The following is a 15,182-nucleotide window of genomic DNA, read 5'->3' on the forward strand; positions in this document are numbered from 1 at the left end:
GGCGACTATTGGATCTTCAGTTGCATTTATCAGCTTGTTCTACCTGGTAGTTTTTGGTATCTATTCGTTTTGTGGTCCTGATTACTTCCCCTTTATCACTATTTCATTGGTCTTTACCCGCTCATCGCTGGGATATACAGAGAAAAATCAAAAAAACTAAACGGAAAACCACCTACCTTCCACAGAGAGTTCCGTGTCTGGGAATACAGTTCTCGCTTCTTCCAATAGGGGATTTAAATCTCTGTACCGAGCTGAATAATGACCTAATAGCAACTTCTTTGCGTGAGTTTCCTGGGCGATTTCTCCAGCTTCCAGCGCTGTTGTGTGAAACGTCTCTTTTGCGCGATCAACCATATCGTGCAAGAATGTAGACTCATGATACATCAGATTAGCCTTTTGCACATAAGGCAGATATTCTGGCGTCCGTACGGTATCCGAACAATACACATAACTGCGCGATAAGGGGGCAGGAAGGCTCAGGTCGTCTGCACGATATACTGTACCGCTTTCATCGACATAATCAAATCCTTTTTTGATCATCGGAAAATAGGCGGTCGGTATATTTAATTCCTGCACGACATCGCCCAGCAATGTTCGCGCGCGGGGTCCCTCATCAAAACGAAAGCCGGTGCAGGCGATACGGTGCTTTAATGGAAAAGCACTTACTTTTAATGTTCTGTTTTCAAAAATAACGCCAGGCTGTTCGGGTGAAATCGGATGAAAAACAAGATTATAGCGTAAAATAGTCTCGGAATGCAAAAACTGCACGTCTAAAATTTCCTTTAACGCAGGTGGGCCATACAAATGGAGATCACTTTTTCGGCCGACAAGGTGCATCGATGAAAGCAGCCCCACCAAGCCCAAATAATGATCCCCATGCAAATGGCTAATAAATATATGTCCTATGCGATTGCTTTTGATGCCGTATCGGCTAAGTTGCATTTGTGTGCCTTCTCCACAGTCGATCAAAAACAATTGCTCATTAAAGTTCAACACTTGGCTAGTCGGATGACGATCAAACATCGGCGTTGCCGAGCTATTTCCCAATATCAGAACTTCAAACTTCATATTAATCCTCAATAGTCCCCCGATACTCAGATTCCAATTCGTGCGCAAAGATTAAATCCTCCGCAACCTTTAATGATGGTGCTATTTTCAGCGATTTATCCAAATGCGATACACGAACCATATCCATTAACGTTGGACAAAGATTAACCAAAATAAATATGCCACCAACAGACTGACATAAACGATGGGCAAGCACGCCTAAACGGATACCTACCTCGTCCGTTTGCTTAACGTGGATCATATCCAAAACAATATTCCGTTGTCCAATCGTATTCCGCAACAAAAACTCCCCTTTGAGTTTAGCGGCGTTATCCGCGTCAATCACATCGACATGAGGTTCTATGACAATATAGCGATCGTGCTTATCAATGGTATACTTCATTAGTCTATCTCCTTTGTTTGAGGATACAATGTACTAATAATTTAGCGTTTTCAAGGCGTTTGCCACATTTCTTTCCACACGTTCCAGTACGTTTTCCTGATCTGGATACACAAACTTCTCTCCGACGATATGCTCGTATAGCTCAATATAACGTTCAGAAATGGAAGCCACGATCTCATCGGTCATCTCCGGAACGACCTGACCGTCTTTCCCTTGGAAGCCGTTTTCAATTAACCATTTGCGAACAAACTCCTTCGACAATTGCTTTTGTGACTCACCTTTTTCCTGGCGTTCCTGATAGCCTTCTGCATAAAAATAACGGGAAGAATCTGGTGTATGAATCTCATCGATCAACACAATTTTTCCATCTTTTTTTCCAAACTCATATTTTGTATCCACCAAAATTAGCCCTCTTTGCGCAGCAATTTCAGTACCTCTTTGGAACAATGCTTTGGTATATTGCTCCAATTGAATATAATCTTCCTCGCTTACGATACCCTTTTTCAAGATATCGGCACGTGAGATATCTTCATCATGTCCAACAGCAGCCTTTGTTGTCGGTGTAATAATTGGCTCAGGCAATTTGTCATTTTCTTTCAGTCCTTCTGGCAATGCCTCACCACATACTTCACGTTTGCCTGCAGCATATTCACGCCAAGCGTGTCCCGACAAGTAACCCCGAATAACCATTTCTACTTTAAACGGCTCACACATTTGACCGATAGTAACACTTGGATCCGGAACAGATACGACCCAATTTGGAATAATATCAGCCGTAGCCTTTAAAAATTTGGCTGCAATTTGATTCAACACCTGTCCTTTATAGGGTATAGGACGTGGAAGTACCACATCAAATGCCGAAATACGATCTGAGGCAACCATCGCCAAATAAGTATCGGCAATCGTATACACGTCACGTACTTTTCCCCGGTAAAAAGCAGTCTGATTTTCGAAATTGAAATTTGTTTCTTTTATAGCATTCATGTTCAAAGTAAAATTCAAATGTAAGTAATTGTTCATTTATGACTGCGTTTAATGGCATTCATAAATGCAGCGCATTTATTTAAGAGCTCGCTCGGCTCGATTTGTCTTTTAATATTAAATATCACCATACGCTTCGAGGATGCGGCGAACCAATTTATGGCGAACCACATCTCCACCGCTGAGGTGGATAATGTCTATTCCTTCGATATTCTCCAATAAACGAATCGAAGTAGACAATCCAGATTGATTTTTTTTCGGTAAATCTACCTGTGTCATATCACCTGTAACGATAAATTTTGCCGTCGGCCCCATACGTGTCAAAAACATCTTCAGCTGCATATCCGTTGCATTCTGAGCTTCGTCCAGAATCACAAAGCAGTTGTCAAGTGTTCGCCCACGCATAAATGCTAAAGGAGCGACCTCAATGGTCCGATTTTCCAGATAACCTTTTAGCTTCTCTGCTGGAATCATATCGTCCAATGCATCGTAGAGCGGTCTCAAATAGGGATCTACCTTCTCCTTTAAGTCGCCAGGTAAAAAACCGAGATTTTCTCCGGCCTCTACGGCTGGTCTCGTTAGAATGATCCTTTTGATTTCTTTATTTCGAAGTGCTCGAACAGCTAATGCAACCGCCGTATAGGTCTTTCCTGTGCCCGCCGGTCCGATAGCAAATAAGATGTCATTTTTCGAAATACTATCCACCATCTTTCGCTGGTTGGCCGTACGTGCACGTACAATAAGACCATTAGGTCCATACACGATCGGTTCAGATCCAAAGGCTGCATGTTTGGCCGCAAGTTCTTTTTCTTGTTGAACAGCAGAACCTGCACTTGCTCCAAGGAGATTTTCAAAATCCAATAAAGTAATGTTGTTAAATTTCTCCAGATGAGCCATGACTTCCTTAAACGATTGCTCAAACAGATCTAATTCCTTCGCGTCTCCCAACACCTTCATTTCACTTCCGCGAGCTACAATCCGCAGTTTTGGGAATTGCTTCTTCAAATAATCGAAGTGCTCATTGTCTGCTCCCCATAATATGGGCAAATTCAGACCATCTAATGCAATTAGTAATTCGTTCAAATTTTATCCTATTTAGAATTAATTAGATTGTAGCCATTACACAATATCGTTCCTGTATAATACTATTCAAAATTAACGTATTCTAACGAAACAACCAAGAAGATACAGCGTACAAACGACGATGATTTAGAAGCTTATGGAGACAGCCCACAAAGGGGCACAAAGATTTCATTATACATAAAATCTTCGCTATGTTTGTGTATATCAATCGAAAAAAGACAGATTCAAAATAAGTTATCCAATTAGCTTTATAAATCATCTGATAAATAGTAATTTTGTCCACTATTTAGATAAATATAAGGGTATATTTAAGGGAATTCGACAGCAATTCGATCTAGGATTAGATTATAATGGCAGTAATTACATTAACAACAGACTTAGGACACAAAGATTTTTATCAAGCCGCGTTAAAAGGTAGTCTTTTATCGCAGTTGTCCGGTGCCAATATTGTTGATATTACCCACGAAATTCCAGCATTCAATATCCCTCGGGCGGCCTTTGTATTAGGTAACGCTTATCATTATTTTCCTAAAGGAACCGTACACATTATCGGAATTAACACCCTGTTTCATGAAGAGTCGAAATATATCGGCATGAAATACAACGATCATTATTTCGTCGGTGCCGACAATGGTATATTCAGTCTATTGCTGAATGGCAATGAACCACAGGAACTCTATGAGCTCAACTTAATGCAAGACCTTCGGTATCTTCACTTTCCGCTCGCAGATATCCTTTCTAAATCCGCCTGTCATATTGCCAAGGGAGGCAAACTGAAAGAAATCGGAACTTCAATGCAACAGCTCATCGAAAAAGTAACTTTGCAGCCTATCTTTGATAAAGACATGATCCGAGGCAACGTCATTTATGTGGATGCTTTCGGCAATGCCATTACCAACATCTCGAAAGATCTATTCAATAAAGTTCAAAAAGGACGTCATTTTGTCCTTTATTTCAAACGCAATGAAACCATTACCAACCTTTCCTGGCATTACAACGAAGTAGGAGAAGGCGAGAAACTTTGTTTATTTGGTATTTCCAACTACCTTGAAATCGCCATCAATAAAGGTAATGCAAGCCAGCTACTCGGACTTCACGATGACGATTCCAATGTAATTCGTATAGAATTTAAAGATTAATTTCATAAATTCATCTGTAATGCTTTCGCTCCATTTTTTTCCTTGGTCAAACTGATCATAGGGCTAAAATTGTAGATGTAGCTTTATGGCAAAATAAAATTTTACCATGAACGTTAGTTTAAACTAAACATTTAATAAATAGATCGTCCAAGTACATGATGAAATTCTTAAGATTCCTACTTCCAATCACCGTTCTTTTTTGCTTCTTTGAACAGGCCAAGTCGCAAAACAACCCAGACTCCAGCTCTTTTGAGGTACAACGAAGCCGTGTAAATGACCTACTCGATGCCCGTCAACAGAAATTCGGGGCTTATGACACGAGCCTCACACAAAAAACAGGACTTTTTGGTCTTTTCAAATCGAAAGGTGACATGCAAAAGAGCATCGATATCCTTAAAGATATCGTCATCACAGATAACAACATTTTCCTGGAAACCCAAAAACTATTGAAAATCAAAGATTTTGAGAAAGATAAATACCAACAATTGGCAACAGATTACGACAAGCAGGTCTCAGCCTATATTGGTACCATAAGTAAACTTCAAAAAGAAAACGAAAAGCTGCGGGCACAGGGAGACAAAACATCCGAAAATTTACCGCTAAGCAACATCCTCCTCTATATCGCTTTACTTGTTATCGCCGTATTAGGCTATGTACTCTATAAATTTAAAGCGCAACAAACAGCTTCAAAACAACAAAATTTAGGATAAAACGCCACAGCAATAGACATCTACACAACGACAAGCCACTTAAAACTGCTGTTTAAATCAGAAAAAGTACGATTCTATTCAAAAATTGACTAAAGTATGATAGCAAAATATTTTTAATCTCTTTACATTTGTCCTCGCAACAAAATTTGAAGTAGCGGATATGGCAAGAGGATTCAACAGCGGTAATAAACAAGAAGAAGATCTACCAAAACCAAAATTGAATAAGGAGCTCCTATTGAGAGCATCTAAATTGATGACCTATTTAAAACCTTATCGGTTTAAATTTGGGGTCGGCATGTTTTTCTTGGTATTATCCAGTTTGGCCATGCTCGCCTTTCCGGCTTTGCTTGGTGCCATGATTGATGCTGCGCAAGGTAAGCAAACTTATCCATGGCTTGCACCACATGTTTATTATATTGGTGGAATTGCCTTTATTATTCTGTCTTTTCTATCAGTCGTCTCTTTTTTTCGTATACGCATTTTTGTTGAGATTGCAGAACGTACGCTATCCGCATTACGCAAGGACACCTACCTCAAACTCATTTCATTACCAATCGAATTTTTCGCCAATCGCCGTGTCGGGGAATTAAACAGCCGCTTGTCTGCAGACCTTTCACAGATTCAGGATACGTTAACAACAACATTGGCTGAAATCTTAAGACAGTTGATTAGTCTTTGTTTCGGTGTATTCCTTTTGGTTTGGGTATCCCCCAAACTTGCGCTCATGAACCTTTGTATATTACCGATCATTGTTGTGGCTGCTATTATTTTCGGAAAATTCATCCGCGAATTATCCAGACAGGCACAGGATAAAATGGCCGAGTCAAATAGTATTGTCCAGGAAACATTGTTGGGGATAAGCAATGTAAAAGCCTTTGTGAATGAATATTTCGAATTCAACCGTTACAGTAATCAGATGGATTCGGTCGTGAAATTAGCGGTCAAAGGAGCTACCTTCCGAGGTGCTTTTGCCTCTTTTATTATCTTCTGTATTTTCGGAGCTGTGATCGCTGTCATTTGGTATGGAGCTGCATTAGTTTCTATCCATGAAATGACAGTAGGCGACCTAACGACCTATATTCTATATTCGATGTTTGTAGCAGGTTCTATGGGTAGTTTTCCGGAGCTATACGCTAATATCCAACGCTCTTTGGGAGCGAGTGAACGGATTTTGGAAATTTTGGATGAGCCACAAGAAAACCTTAATGTGAAACCAACTTGCAAGGAAGTCCACAAAACCATGACCGGTAAACTAAGCTTCAACCATGTTTCCTTTGCCTACCCAAGCCGTCCCGATATTGAAATCCTGAAAGACATCAACTTTACAGCCAATGCGGGTGATAAAATCGCTATAGTTGGCCCAAGTGGAACCGGGAAATCAACGATAGCTTCATTGATTCTACAATTCTACACAGCAAAAAAAGGGGAAGTAAGTTACGACGACAGACCTGCATCCGATTTTGAGCTTTGTGATATCCGCAACCAGGTCGCTATCGTACCACAGGATGTTTTGTTATTTGGCGGGACAATCCGTGAAAATATAGCTTATGGTAAGCTCGAGGCTACAGAAGATGAAATTATAGCAGCTGCGAGACGTGCCAACGCGCACCAATTTATTTTAAATTTCCCTGAAGGCTATGACACCATTGTTGGTGAACGTGGCGTTAAACTCTCCGGTGGTCAGCGCCAGCGCATTGCCATTGCCCGTGCACTTCTAAAAGACCCTGCAATTCTTATTCTGGACGAAGCCACCTCTTCCTTAGACTCAGAGTCAGAAAGACAGGTACAGGAGGCATTGGAGGAATTAATGCGTGGACGCACCTCGATCATTATTGCACACCGACTATCGACCATTGTTGATGCCGATAAAATTATCGTTGTCGAAAATGGAATCGTATCTGAAAGCGGTACTCACTTTGAACTGCTCCAAAAAGAAAGCGGTCTCTATCAGCATCTGTATAATCTGCAGTCAAAGCAGCAGAAAATTGATATGTAAAATTTTGTTAATTATTGATTCTTTTTAAACAAATTCACCCTGTGATTGTTCATTTGGTATCATACTTGATTATCATTTGAATATATAACAAAATAGAAGAATTATGAAAAATAGCAAAAATGGATTAGTGGCATTTGCTTTGGTAGGATTAGCTGCGGGAGCTGCTGCATGGTATCTTTTAGGAACTGATGATGGAAAAAAACAATTAGATCGTGCAAATGATGGCATTAAAAGCTTAACTAAGTCATTGAAAGATCTTTCAAAAAAAGAAGCTAAAAAGGCACAAAAACTAGCCAACAGAGCTTCGGCTGAACTAGACCATTTGAAATCAAAGGCACAAGCAGCGTTCAGCAGAGCTTCAGATGATGCAGATGCATTGAAAAACAAAGCAAAAGAAGCCGGCAGAGAAGCTTTGGACCACGCCAATAATGCCGCTCAAAATTTGGCAAGCAAAATCGACAATACAACTGATGCTGCAAAATCCAAAATTTCTAACGCATAAGTAGAAAAATAGGTCAAAATACATTTGTATCTTTGCCGCATATGACTTTGCTGCAACAGGTAAAAACTTTAATTCTTAAAGACATCATTCTGGAATGGCGTTCAAAATATGCTATTAACGGAATTCTACTATATGTCGTATCAACTGTTTTCGTTTGCTATCAAGCGTTCAAATCAGTTGATACGGCTACTTGGAATGCATTATTCTGGATCATTATGCTCTTCGCTTCGATCAATGCAATCAACAAAAGCTTCGTCCAAGAAAACCCAAACCGGCAACTTTACTATTATTCACTGGTCGATCCCAGAGCAATCATTTTAGCGAAAGTCATTTACAATATGATGATGATGACCCTGCTGGCGATCATTGCCTATTTTGTCTATTCGACGATATTCAGAAACCCTGTCGGTGATCCAACCCTTTACTTCATTTCGGTCATCTTGGGCAGCATAAGTTTTGCTACTGTTTTTACCATGATCTCGGGGATCAGCTCCAAAGCAGGCAACAATAGCACCCTAATGGCCATCTTGAGTTTCCCCGCCATTATCCCGCTGTTAATCGTATTAATCAAGCTGTCTCGCAATGCAATAGAAGGCCTGGAAAGGGCTTCCAGCAGCAAAGAAATAATCGTATTACTTGCAATTAATGTAATCACCATCACTATTTCTTTGTTGTTATTTCCGTACCTTTGGCGAGATTAAGTGTCAGAATTGAGAACAAACTAAATTCAATTTATCCATGAGAAAAAAATGGTGGAAAATATTAGCGGTAATGATTATCTGTGCGGTCATTATCAATGGTCTTTTAGGACCTGTTCCCCGCCTATTCATCCTTCACGAAAGCATACGAAATGTTTATTTTCATGTCCCAATGTGGTCTGCCATGTTCGTTATGTACTTGGTTTCCGTTATTTACAGTATTAAATACCTCAATACGGGCAAACAGGAGTATGATTTAATGGCCATTGAAGCTGTCAATACCGGAATAACATTTTGTTTTCTTGGACTTGCCACAGGCATGCTTTGGGCAAACATTACCTGGGGAGAACCCTGGCCAAACGATCCGAAGCTTAATGGCTCCGCAATAGCAACACTGATGTATCTGGCCTATTTGGTACTCCGTAATGCGCTGGAAGAAGAGCAAAAAAGAGCAAAAATATCCGCTGTGTACAATATCTTTGCATTTCCAATTATCATCGTGCTACTTTATATTCTACCGAAGATGACAGACTCTCTTCACCCCGGAAGTGGTGGAAACGCTGCCTTTGGCGATTTAAAAATGAGCAGCGAGCTACGTCCTACATTTTATGCAGCGATGATTGGCTGGCCAATGATTGCAGCTTGGATCTGTTCACTCCGCTATAGAGTACGTTTGCTCGAAAAGAAAGATTTGAACGCATAGAATTGAACGGCTAATACAATCCTCTATTTCTATCATAGAGAAATCGGGTAAAGCCCAATCAATAAAAAACAGGATATTACATAAATCAAATAGCGTGTATCGAGTCATGTATAACAATGAAAACGACACGAATAATATTTTAAACAAATGAAAAAAATAACATTGTCAATCGCCTTACTACTCTTATCGACTTTGAGCACATTTGCACAAGATGATGTCGAGATGGCGACTGGATTGCGTAGCGAAGGTAAAATCTACGTTGTTGTATTGGTCATGTTGGTCATTTTTTTAGGTTTGGCTTTCTTCCTTTTCTTGCTCGATCGCCGTATCAGCAAATTGGAAAAAAAGAATAAATAGCATTTTATTGATCGCATACAATGATTATAAGTCAGTTTAGAAATTATTCACCCATCAATATTTTATTTCTATCCCTCGTGGGTTTTGTTTTATGTTTAGGCATATTTCTTCACCTTCCGGACAAACTTGATTCTGTAATCTTTGAACCTGCCTTGGGGAATCTTTTAGGAGAAAATAACTTAATCAACCTCTCTCCTTCGACCAATGTTTTTATCACACTGATCTTGACGATTTTTCAAGCAACGATACTCAATCGCATCACAAGCCATTTTAACCTGCTGGGCAAACCCAGTTTTTTGGTGGCTTTGATGTATATGTCACTGGCCAGCTTGTTTTTACCATTTTTGGTACTGTCCCCGACCCTGATCTGTAATTTTATTTCGATATGGATGTTAAGCAAGTTGCTCTCCCTCTATCGGCAGACAGATGTTAAAGCCGAAATGTTTGATCTCGGTATGATTGTAGGTATAGGAAGTCTGATCTACTTCCCGTTTCTGAGTATGTTCTTCCTATTGTGGATAGGCCTACTCATTTTTAGGCCCTTCAATTGGCGTGAGTGGATCACCCCTTTACTTGGCCTGGCAACAGTTTATTTCATCTTAGCGGTTATCTATCTATGGATGGGTAAAATGCAGCAGTTTTATACCATTTGGCTGCCGTTTACCTACAAATTCCCTACTGCTATTCGCATTCAATTAGTCGATTATCTGGTACTCGTCCCGGTAATCTTTACGTTAATACTCTTCCTTTTGGTATTGAAAGACAATTTTTTCAAAAGTGTCGTGCATATTCGCAAGTCATTTCAACTGTTGTTTTTTATGTTATGCCTAGCGATCGTCTCTTTTTATTGGAATAAAAAACTAACGGAGGCTCATTTTTTACTTTGTGCCCCTTCTATCGCTATTTATATGGCTTATTATTTCACCTATGCCAAAAAGAAATGGTTTTTTGAAGTCGTATATGCCATCATAACACTTACCATAATCTACTTTCAGTTTTTCTAAACTACTGTACAATAAGTGTTTAACCTTTTTTAACAAAATCGGCTTAACAAGCTCGCAAAAATTGAATAGTTTTGTATGCGATTAAAAGCAAAGAACATTTAATATAAGAGTCAGATAACTCGAAAATTTCACTAAAACTAAATAAACATTAGTTTCTCAATTTTATAGATTGACCATGCAGAAACGCTTTACAAGCTCTCTAAGAAATAAATCACTCCAACTGTTGTTAGCAGGTGGAATTTTAGCTAGTTCTACTACCGCATTTGCACAAAAAACGACATCCGCATCACCTTATTCTCAATTTGGACTTGGTCAGATGCGTGAAGATTTATTGCCACAATATAGAGGGATGGGAGGTGTCAATACCGCTATCCGGAGAATCAATGGCGTATACAATACCAACCCAAGCAACCCTGCATCTTATTCTGCAACACAGTTTACAACCTTTGATGCTGGTTTATACGGGAATTACACGCAGTTAAATTCGACGACCAGATCCGATAATACTGCTGACTTTGCCTTTAGCCACATCACCATGACTTTCCCAATGAAACGATTTGGTGGTATCAGCTTGGGTATCCTTCCCTACTCGGATATAGGCTATCGGACATCTTCATCTGGAACGGTCAATTCTGATCCCTATACGAAAGTATTCACGGGCGAAGGTGGTTTAACTAAAGCCTATGCAGGTTGGGGTGTACGCATTGTAAAAGGTCTGAGTATTGGTGCCAATATGTCTTATCTATTTGGAACCTTAAATGATTATAGCCGTGCAGAGTTTTTGCCTACATCCGGAGCATTAAATACGCAACAACAAAATAAGCGCGAAATCCAAGGAATTATCTTTGATTATGGATTACAGTACGAACAACCTTTAAATAGAGAATATTCGTTGATCGTTGGTTATTCAGGATCGCTAAATAATGACATCAAAGAAAGAACAACAATTTTTAATACAAGAATTACACCTTCAACGGATCCAGACAATCAAAACATTCCTTTGGATAGTACCTATGTTTCTGGCCGTAGCAGCAGGCATTTGACGCTTCCGTTGAAACACAATGTAGGTATTACCCTTGCACGTAATAACCGCTGGTTGGTAGGGGCCGATTTTAAATATGCCGATTGGTCAAGATTTCAGACAAGAGCGGGTGAAAACGAACTACGGAAGAATTATGGCGTAGCCATTGGTGGTCAGATAACACCAGATGTTACTTCGCTCAAATATTTAAACCAAGTAGACTATAGAGTTGGTTTTAGGTATAATAAAACACAATATTTCTTAAGCGACCAAAATATCAACGATATGGCGGTTACTGTAGGCGTAGGTTTGCCATTGGCAAGAAATCAATTTTCAGGGGCCTTCTCTAAAATAAATTTCTCTGCAGAATTTGGCCAAATGGGTAAAATTAGCAATAGCCTCCTACGTGAACGTTATATTAACTTTAATATCGGCTTTACCCTAAATGACCGCTGGTTTAGAAAACCTCCTTTAGATTAATTAATACGATGGTACGCAAGGCATTTGCTTCATCCATATTCCAAAATATATCGCCCCTAGTAATATTATCTTTACTAGGGGCGCTCTCATTGACCTCTTGCGAACCGGATCTCAAAGAGGTGGATCGCCTTGCCAACATGAAAAAGGAAGAGGCGGTCGACATTTCACGTCATGTCGATATTATCTATAGCGATTCCACACGGGTAAAAGCGAATCTCACAGCGCCCGAAATGCGTATCAAACACGATAGCACCGAAGTATACGAATTTCCAAAAAGCATAAAAATCATCTTTTACGATGACAATTTAAAGGAAACTCAGCGAATCACTTCCGACCACGCCATCCGAAGGGAAAAAGAAAAGACGACCACCTTTACAAAAAATGTGGTGGTAACGATGGCTGACGGTTCTGTCATCAAAACAGAAGAGATTATCTACGACGAAAGTAAGGCCGATAGCAACAGCAACATGACCTTTTATAATCATGTTCCCATTACGGCATTCTTTCGAGATAATCGCGGTAACTTACAAGGTTCATCATTTACTTCGGACAAAGATTTTAAACATGTCAATATAGCCAATGCAACTGGGTATACGGTCATTACCAACAACAACCTCTTCCCTTCGTTAGGTAAATAGCTCATCGTGGGCCATAAACCAGATTCCGGTTTGGTTTAAAAGCAGCTATGGATCTGATACAATGGCTCCAGACTGTTTATTTATACGATTAAGTTATTCAAAACGAATCATTTGAACTAAAAGAGAACAAAAAACTCCACTTTATACAAATAGTTTTCAAATTTGTTTTGCTACATTCAGGAAAATATTCCGTTTTTTTTTATAAAAATTGTATCTTGCACCGCATTTTGCTATGCTATGCATAAATTAACGAAATACAAGTATTTACACAATATAAACACAATAAGCAGACTATGGGATTAATGGGCTTTTTGCGTAACAAAGCTGGTGTCATCTTGACCGCGGCTATGGCTATCGCAATTTTAGCATTTTTACTAGGCGATGTCGTTCGAGGGGGAGCTCCTTTTTGGGCGAGACATCAAAATCGTGTAGGGGAAGTCAACGGAACTGAAATTGAATATCCTGCGTTCAGTAAGCAAGTTGAACAAACAGAGGAAATGTTCAAACAACAAATGGGCGGTGCAGTCACCCCTCAAATGCGGACCTACGCTGTTCAACAAGTATGGAATCAATTTTTGTCAAGAGAGATCTTGAAAAAGGAAATTGAAAAAATCGGTTTGACTGTCGGTAAAGACGAATTAAATGATTTAGTGCAAGGTAACAACCCTTCGCCTCAAATCGTTCAAGCCTTCACCAACCCACAAACAGGACAATTTGACCCGAGTCAACTGCGTGCTTTTATCACCCAAATGAACACATCAGGTAACCAGCAAGTGGCTGAACAATGGGAAGAACTACTGAAAGGCGTTAGAGATGAGCGTTTAAGCAGCAAATATGGTGAATTGCTTTCCAATAGCGTATATGTTACTTCTTTGGAAGCAAACGAAGAATACCAAGAGCGTAATAAACTAGCAGACTTCAAATACATTCTTTTAGATTACGCTTCTGTTAAAGATGCTGATGCTAAATTGACTGATGCAGATTACCAAGAATATTATAACGAACATAAAAGTATGTTCAAAACACAAGAGGAAACACGTGCGATTCAATACGTAATGGTGGATGCAAAACCTCTTGCGAAAGATTCATTGGCCGTAAAAGAGACGATCAACAAATTGAAACAAGATTTAATCGTTGCTAAAGATGACTCTTTATTTGCTTCGATCAATTCAGACAACAAATTTCCGTTTACTTATGTGAAAAAAGGACAGTTGAGTCCTTCTTTGGATTCAGTTGTATTCAATGTTGCTGCCGGAACAACAGTTGGACCTTTCTTAAACAACAATGCATTTGAAATCGCAAAAGTTGTTTCGACGATCGTAAGCCCTGACTCTGTGAAAGCATCACACATCCTATTGGATCCTGCTGCCGAAGGTGGAATGGATAAAGCATTGGCGAAAGCAGATTCTATCAAAGGATTGATTCAAAAAGGAGACAATTTCGCAGCATTGGCCGTTCAGTTCAGCAAAGATCCAGAAAGCAAAACCAATGGTGGAGAGCTGGGTACTTTAACAAGAGGCCGTATGGCACCAGATCTTGAGACAGCCATTTTCGAAAGTAAAACAGGCGATATCAAAGTTGTAAAATCACAATATGGTGTCCATGTCATTAAAATTGAGAAACAATCAGGTAGTTCAAAATATGCTAAAGTTGCCATCATTGACAAAGTGATCAACAGTGGAAAAGAAACGTTGAACAATGCGCATAGCAAAGCAACAGCATTCTTATCTGCAGCTACAGCACAAAACTTTGCTCAGGAAGCGAAAAAACTTGGTCTAGAAGCAAAAACAGCCTCACGCGTAACAGCGATGGACAATGTACTAGATGGTGCCGAAGCTCCGCGTGATTTAATCAAATGGGCTTTCGAAGCTAAAAAAGGTGAAATTTCAGACAAAGTATTTGAGACTGAAACCTCTTATATCTTAGCAAGCTTGGTCGACATACAGCCTAAAGGAACCCTTTCCTTGGATGCTGTTAAGAAAGATATTGAACCCGCAGTAAGAAATATGGTTAAAGCTAAAATCTTGAAAGATAAATTTGACAAGGCTTTAGCAGGTACATCTTCTATTGATCAAGTTGCACAAAAAGTTGGTAAAGCAGCTATTCACGTTGAAAATGTTGTCTTCGCAAATCCAGTTATCCCTGGTGTTGCATTAGAAAACAAAGTAGTTGGTACTGTTTTTGGACTACAGCCAAACAAACCTTCCAAAGCTATTGAAGGTAATACAGGTGTATATGTTGTACAAGTAAATGGTTTTACCAATCCTGCCGCTATTTCGGATATCAACGGACAAAAGAAACAAATGCTTGCAGCAAAAGCACAACGCGCTTGGGGATCTATTTTCCGCGCATTACAAGACAAAGCTGAAATCATTGACAATAGAGTGAAATTCTTTTAAAAGATTTTTAAGTAAATTTGT

The 15,182-nt window shown here is 39.5% G+C and carries 15 protein-coding genes; 11 read left to right on the forward strand and 4 right to left on the reverse strand.

The window, feature by feature from the left end; translation table 11 throughout:
• Positions 1-156 precede the first annotated feature (156 nt).
• From IQ31_RS17550 to IQ31_RS17565, 4 genes are all read right to left on the reverse strand, one after another.
• Positions 157-1,068 (reverse strand): ribonuclease Z, encoded by a 912-nt coding sequence (locus IQ31_RS17550; RefSeq protein WP_088160171.1) that lies wholly within the window; start codon positions 1,066-1,068, stop codon positions 157-159.
• A gap of 1 nt (position 1,069) precedes the next feature.
• Positions 1,070-1,450 (reverse strand): STAS domain-containing protein, encoded by a 381-nt coding sequence (locus IQ31_RS17555; RefSeq protein ID WP_075990983.1) that lies wholly within the window; start codon positions 1,448-1,450, stop codon positions 1,070-1,072.
• Positions 1,451-1,483: 33 nt separating this feature from the next.
• Entirely contained in the window at positions 1,484-2,434 is a 951-nt protein-coding gene (locus tag IQ31_RS17560; RefSeq protein WP_075994626.1) for a phosphoribosylaminoimidazolesuccinocarboxamide synthase, read from the reverse strand.
• Positions 2,435-2,548: 114 nt separating this feature from the next.
• Entirely contained in the window at positions 2,549-3,514 is a 966-nt protein-coding gene (locus tag IQ31_RS17565; protein WP_046672338.1) for a PhoH family protein, read from the reverse strand.
• Positions 3,515-3,864: 350 nt separating this feature from the next.
• On the opposite strand from IQ31_RS17565, the gene IQ31_RS17570 reads away from it, so the two are divergent.
• From IQ31_RS17570 to IQ31_RS17620, 11 genes are all read left to right on the forward strand, one after another.
• Positions 3,865-4,653 carry an SAM hydrolase/SAM-dependent halogenase family protein gene (locus tag IQ31_RS17570; RefSeq protein ID WP_046672337.1) on the forward strand — a complete coding sequence of 263 codons (789 nt, stop codon included), beginning with the start codon at positions 3,865-3,867 and terminating at the stop codon, positions 4,651-4,653.
• A 155-nt stretch (positions 4,654-4,808) separates the two neighbouring features.
• Entirely contained in the window at positions 4,809-5,363 is a 555-nt protein-coding gene (locus tag IQ31_RS17575; RefSeq protein ID WP_145328923.1) for a hypothetical protein, read from the forward strand.
• Between the two features lie 160 nt (positions 5,364-5,523).
• Entirely contained in the window at positions 5,524-7,359 is a 1,836-nt protein-coding gene (locus tag IQ31_RS17580; RefSeq protein ID WP_088160169.1) for an ABC transporter ATP-binding protein, read from the forward strand.
• Positions 7,360-7,462: 103 nt separating this feature from the next.
• Positions 7,463-7,861: a hypothetical protein gene (locus tag IQ31_RS17585; protein WP_075990980.1), complete on the forward strand. Its 399-nt coding sequence runs from the start codon at positions 7,463-7,465 to the stop codon at positions 7,859-7,861.
• Between the two features lie 41 nt (positions 7,862-7,902).
• On the forward strand, positions 7,903-8,562 hold the full coding sequence (locus tag IQ31_RS17590; protein WP_046672334.1) for a heme exporter protein CcmB: 660 nt from the start codon (positions 7,903-7,905) through the stop codon (positions 8,560-8,562).
• Between the two features lie 37 nt (positions 8,563-8,599).
• On the forward strand, positions 8,600-9,262 hold the full coding sequence (ccsA, locus tag IQ31_RS17595) for a cytochrome c biogenesis protein (RefSeq protein ID WP_046672333.1): 663 nt from the start codon (positions 8,600-8,602) through the stop codon (positions 9,260-9,262).
• Positions 9,263-9,409: 147 nt separating this feature from the next.
• Positions 9,410-9,619, forward strand: a complete 210-nt coding sequence (locus tag IQ31_RS17600) for a CcmD family protein (protein ID WP_046672332.1) — start codon at positions 9,410-9,412, stop codon at positions 9,617-9,619.
• 20 nt (positions 9,620-9,639) lie between these two features.
• Entirely contained in the window at positions 9,640-10,623 is a 984-nt protein-coding gene (locus IQ31_RS17605) for a DUF6427 family protein (RefSeq protein ID WP_088160167.1), read from the forward strand.
• Between the two features lie 175 nt (positions 10,624-10,798).
• A complete protein-coding gene (gene bamG / locus IQ31_RS17610; RefSeq protein ID WP_088160166.1) occupies positions 10,799-12,124 on the forward strand; it encodes a BamG family beta-barrel-assembly machinery protein in 1,326 nt (441 codons plus the stop codon).
• A gap of 8 nt (positions 12,125-12,132) precedes the next feature.
• Complete coding sequence (gene lptC / locus IQ31_RS17615; RefSeq protein WP_075990975.1) at positions 12,133-12,762, forward strand: LPS export ABC transporter periplasmic protein LptC; 630 nt, start codon at positions 12,133-12,135, stop codon at positions 12,760-12,762.
• 293 nt (positions 12,763-13,055) lie between these two features.
• The gene (locus IQ31_RS17620) at positions 13,056-15,161 is read left to right on the forward strand and encodes a peptidylprolyl isomerase (RefSeq protein WP_145328925.1); all 2,106 of its coding nucleotides are present in this window, start codon (positions 13,056-13,058) and stop codon (positions 15,159-15,161) included.
• Positions 15,162-15,182: the final 21 nt, after the last annotated feature.

This window comes from Sphingobacterium siyangense (genome assembly GCF_007830445.1).
GTDB lineage: Bacteria > Bacteroidota > Bacteroidia > Sphingobacteriales > Sphingobacteriaceae > Sphingobacterium > Sphingobacterium siyangense.

What these genes read in the sequence shown, in the direction of transcription:
- IQ31_RS17550 (WP_088160171.1), bottom strand. Translation starts at nt 1,068, where the DNA reads ATGAAGTTTGAAGTTCTGATATTGGGAAATAGCTCGGCAACGCCGATG.
- IQ31_RS17555 (WP_075990983.1), bottom strand. Translation starts at nt 1,450, where the DNA reads ATGAAGTATACCATTGATAAGCACGATCGCTATATTGTCATAGAACCT.
- IQ31_RS17560 (WP_075994626.1), bottom strand. Translation starts at nt 2,434, where the DNA reads ATGAATGCTATAAAAGAAACAAATTTCAATTTCGAAAATCAGACTGCT.
- IQ31_RS17570 (WP_046672337.1), top strand. Translation starts at nt 3,865, where the DNA reads ATGGCAGTAATTACATTAACAACAGACTTAGGACACAAAGATTTTTAT.
- IQ31_RS17575 (WP_145328923.1), top strand. Translation starts at nt 4,809, where the DNA reads ATGATGAAATTCTTAAGATTCCTACTTCCAATCACCGTTCTTTTTTGC.
- IQ31_RS17580 (WP_088160169.1), top strand. Translation starts at nt 5,524, where the DNA reads ATGGCAAGAGGATTCAACAGCGGTAATAAACAAGAAGAAGATCTACCA.
- IQ31_RS17585 (WP_075990980.1), top strand. Translation starts at nt 7,463, where the DNA reads ATGAAAAATAGCAAAAATGGATTAGTGGCATTTGCTTTGGTAGGATTA.
- IQ31_RS17590 (WP_046672334.1), top strand. Translation starts at nt 7,903, where the DNA reads ATGACTTTGCTGCAACAGGTAAAAACTTTAATTCTTAAAGACATCATT.
- ccsA (WP_046672333.1), top strand. Translation starts at nt 8,600, where the DNA reads ATGAGAAAAAAATGGTGGAAAATATTAGCGGTAATGATTATCTGTGCG.
- IQ31_RS17600 (WP_046672332.1), top strand. Translation starts at nt 9,410, where the DNA reads ATGAAAAAAATAACATTGTCAATCGCCTTACTACTCTTATCGACTTTG.
- IQ31_RS17605 (WP_088160167.1), top strand. Translation starts at nt 9,640, where the DNA reads ATGATTATAAGTCAGTTTAGAAATTATTCACCCATCAATATTTTATTT.
- bamG (WP_088160166.1), top strand. Translation starts at nt 10,799, where the DNA reads ATGCAGAAACGCTTTACAAGCTCTCTAAGAAATAAATCACTCCAACTG.
- lptC (WP_075990975.1), top strand. Translation starts at nt 12,133, where the DNA reads ATGGTACGCAAGGCATTTGCTTCATCCATATTCCAAAATATATCGCCC.
- IQ31_RS17620 (WP_145328925.1), top strand. Translation starts at nt 13,056, where the DNA reads ATGGGATTAATGGGCTTTTTGCGTAACAAAGCTGGTGTCATCTTGACC.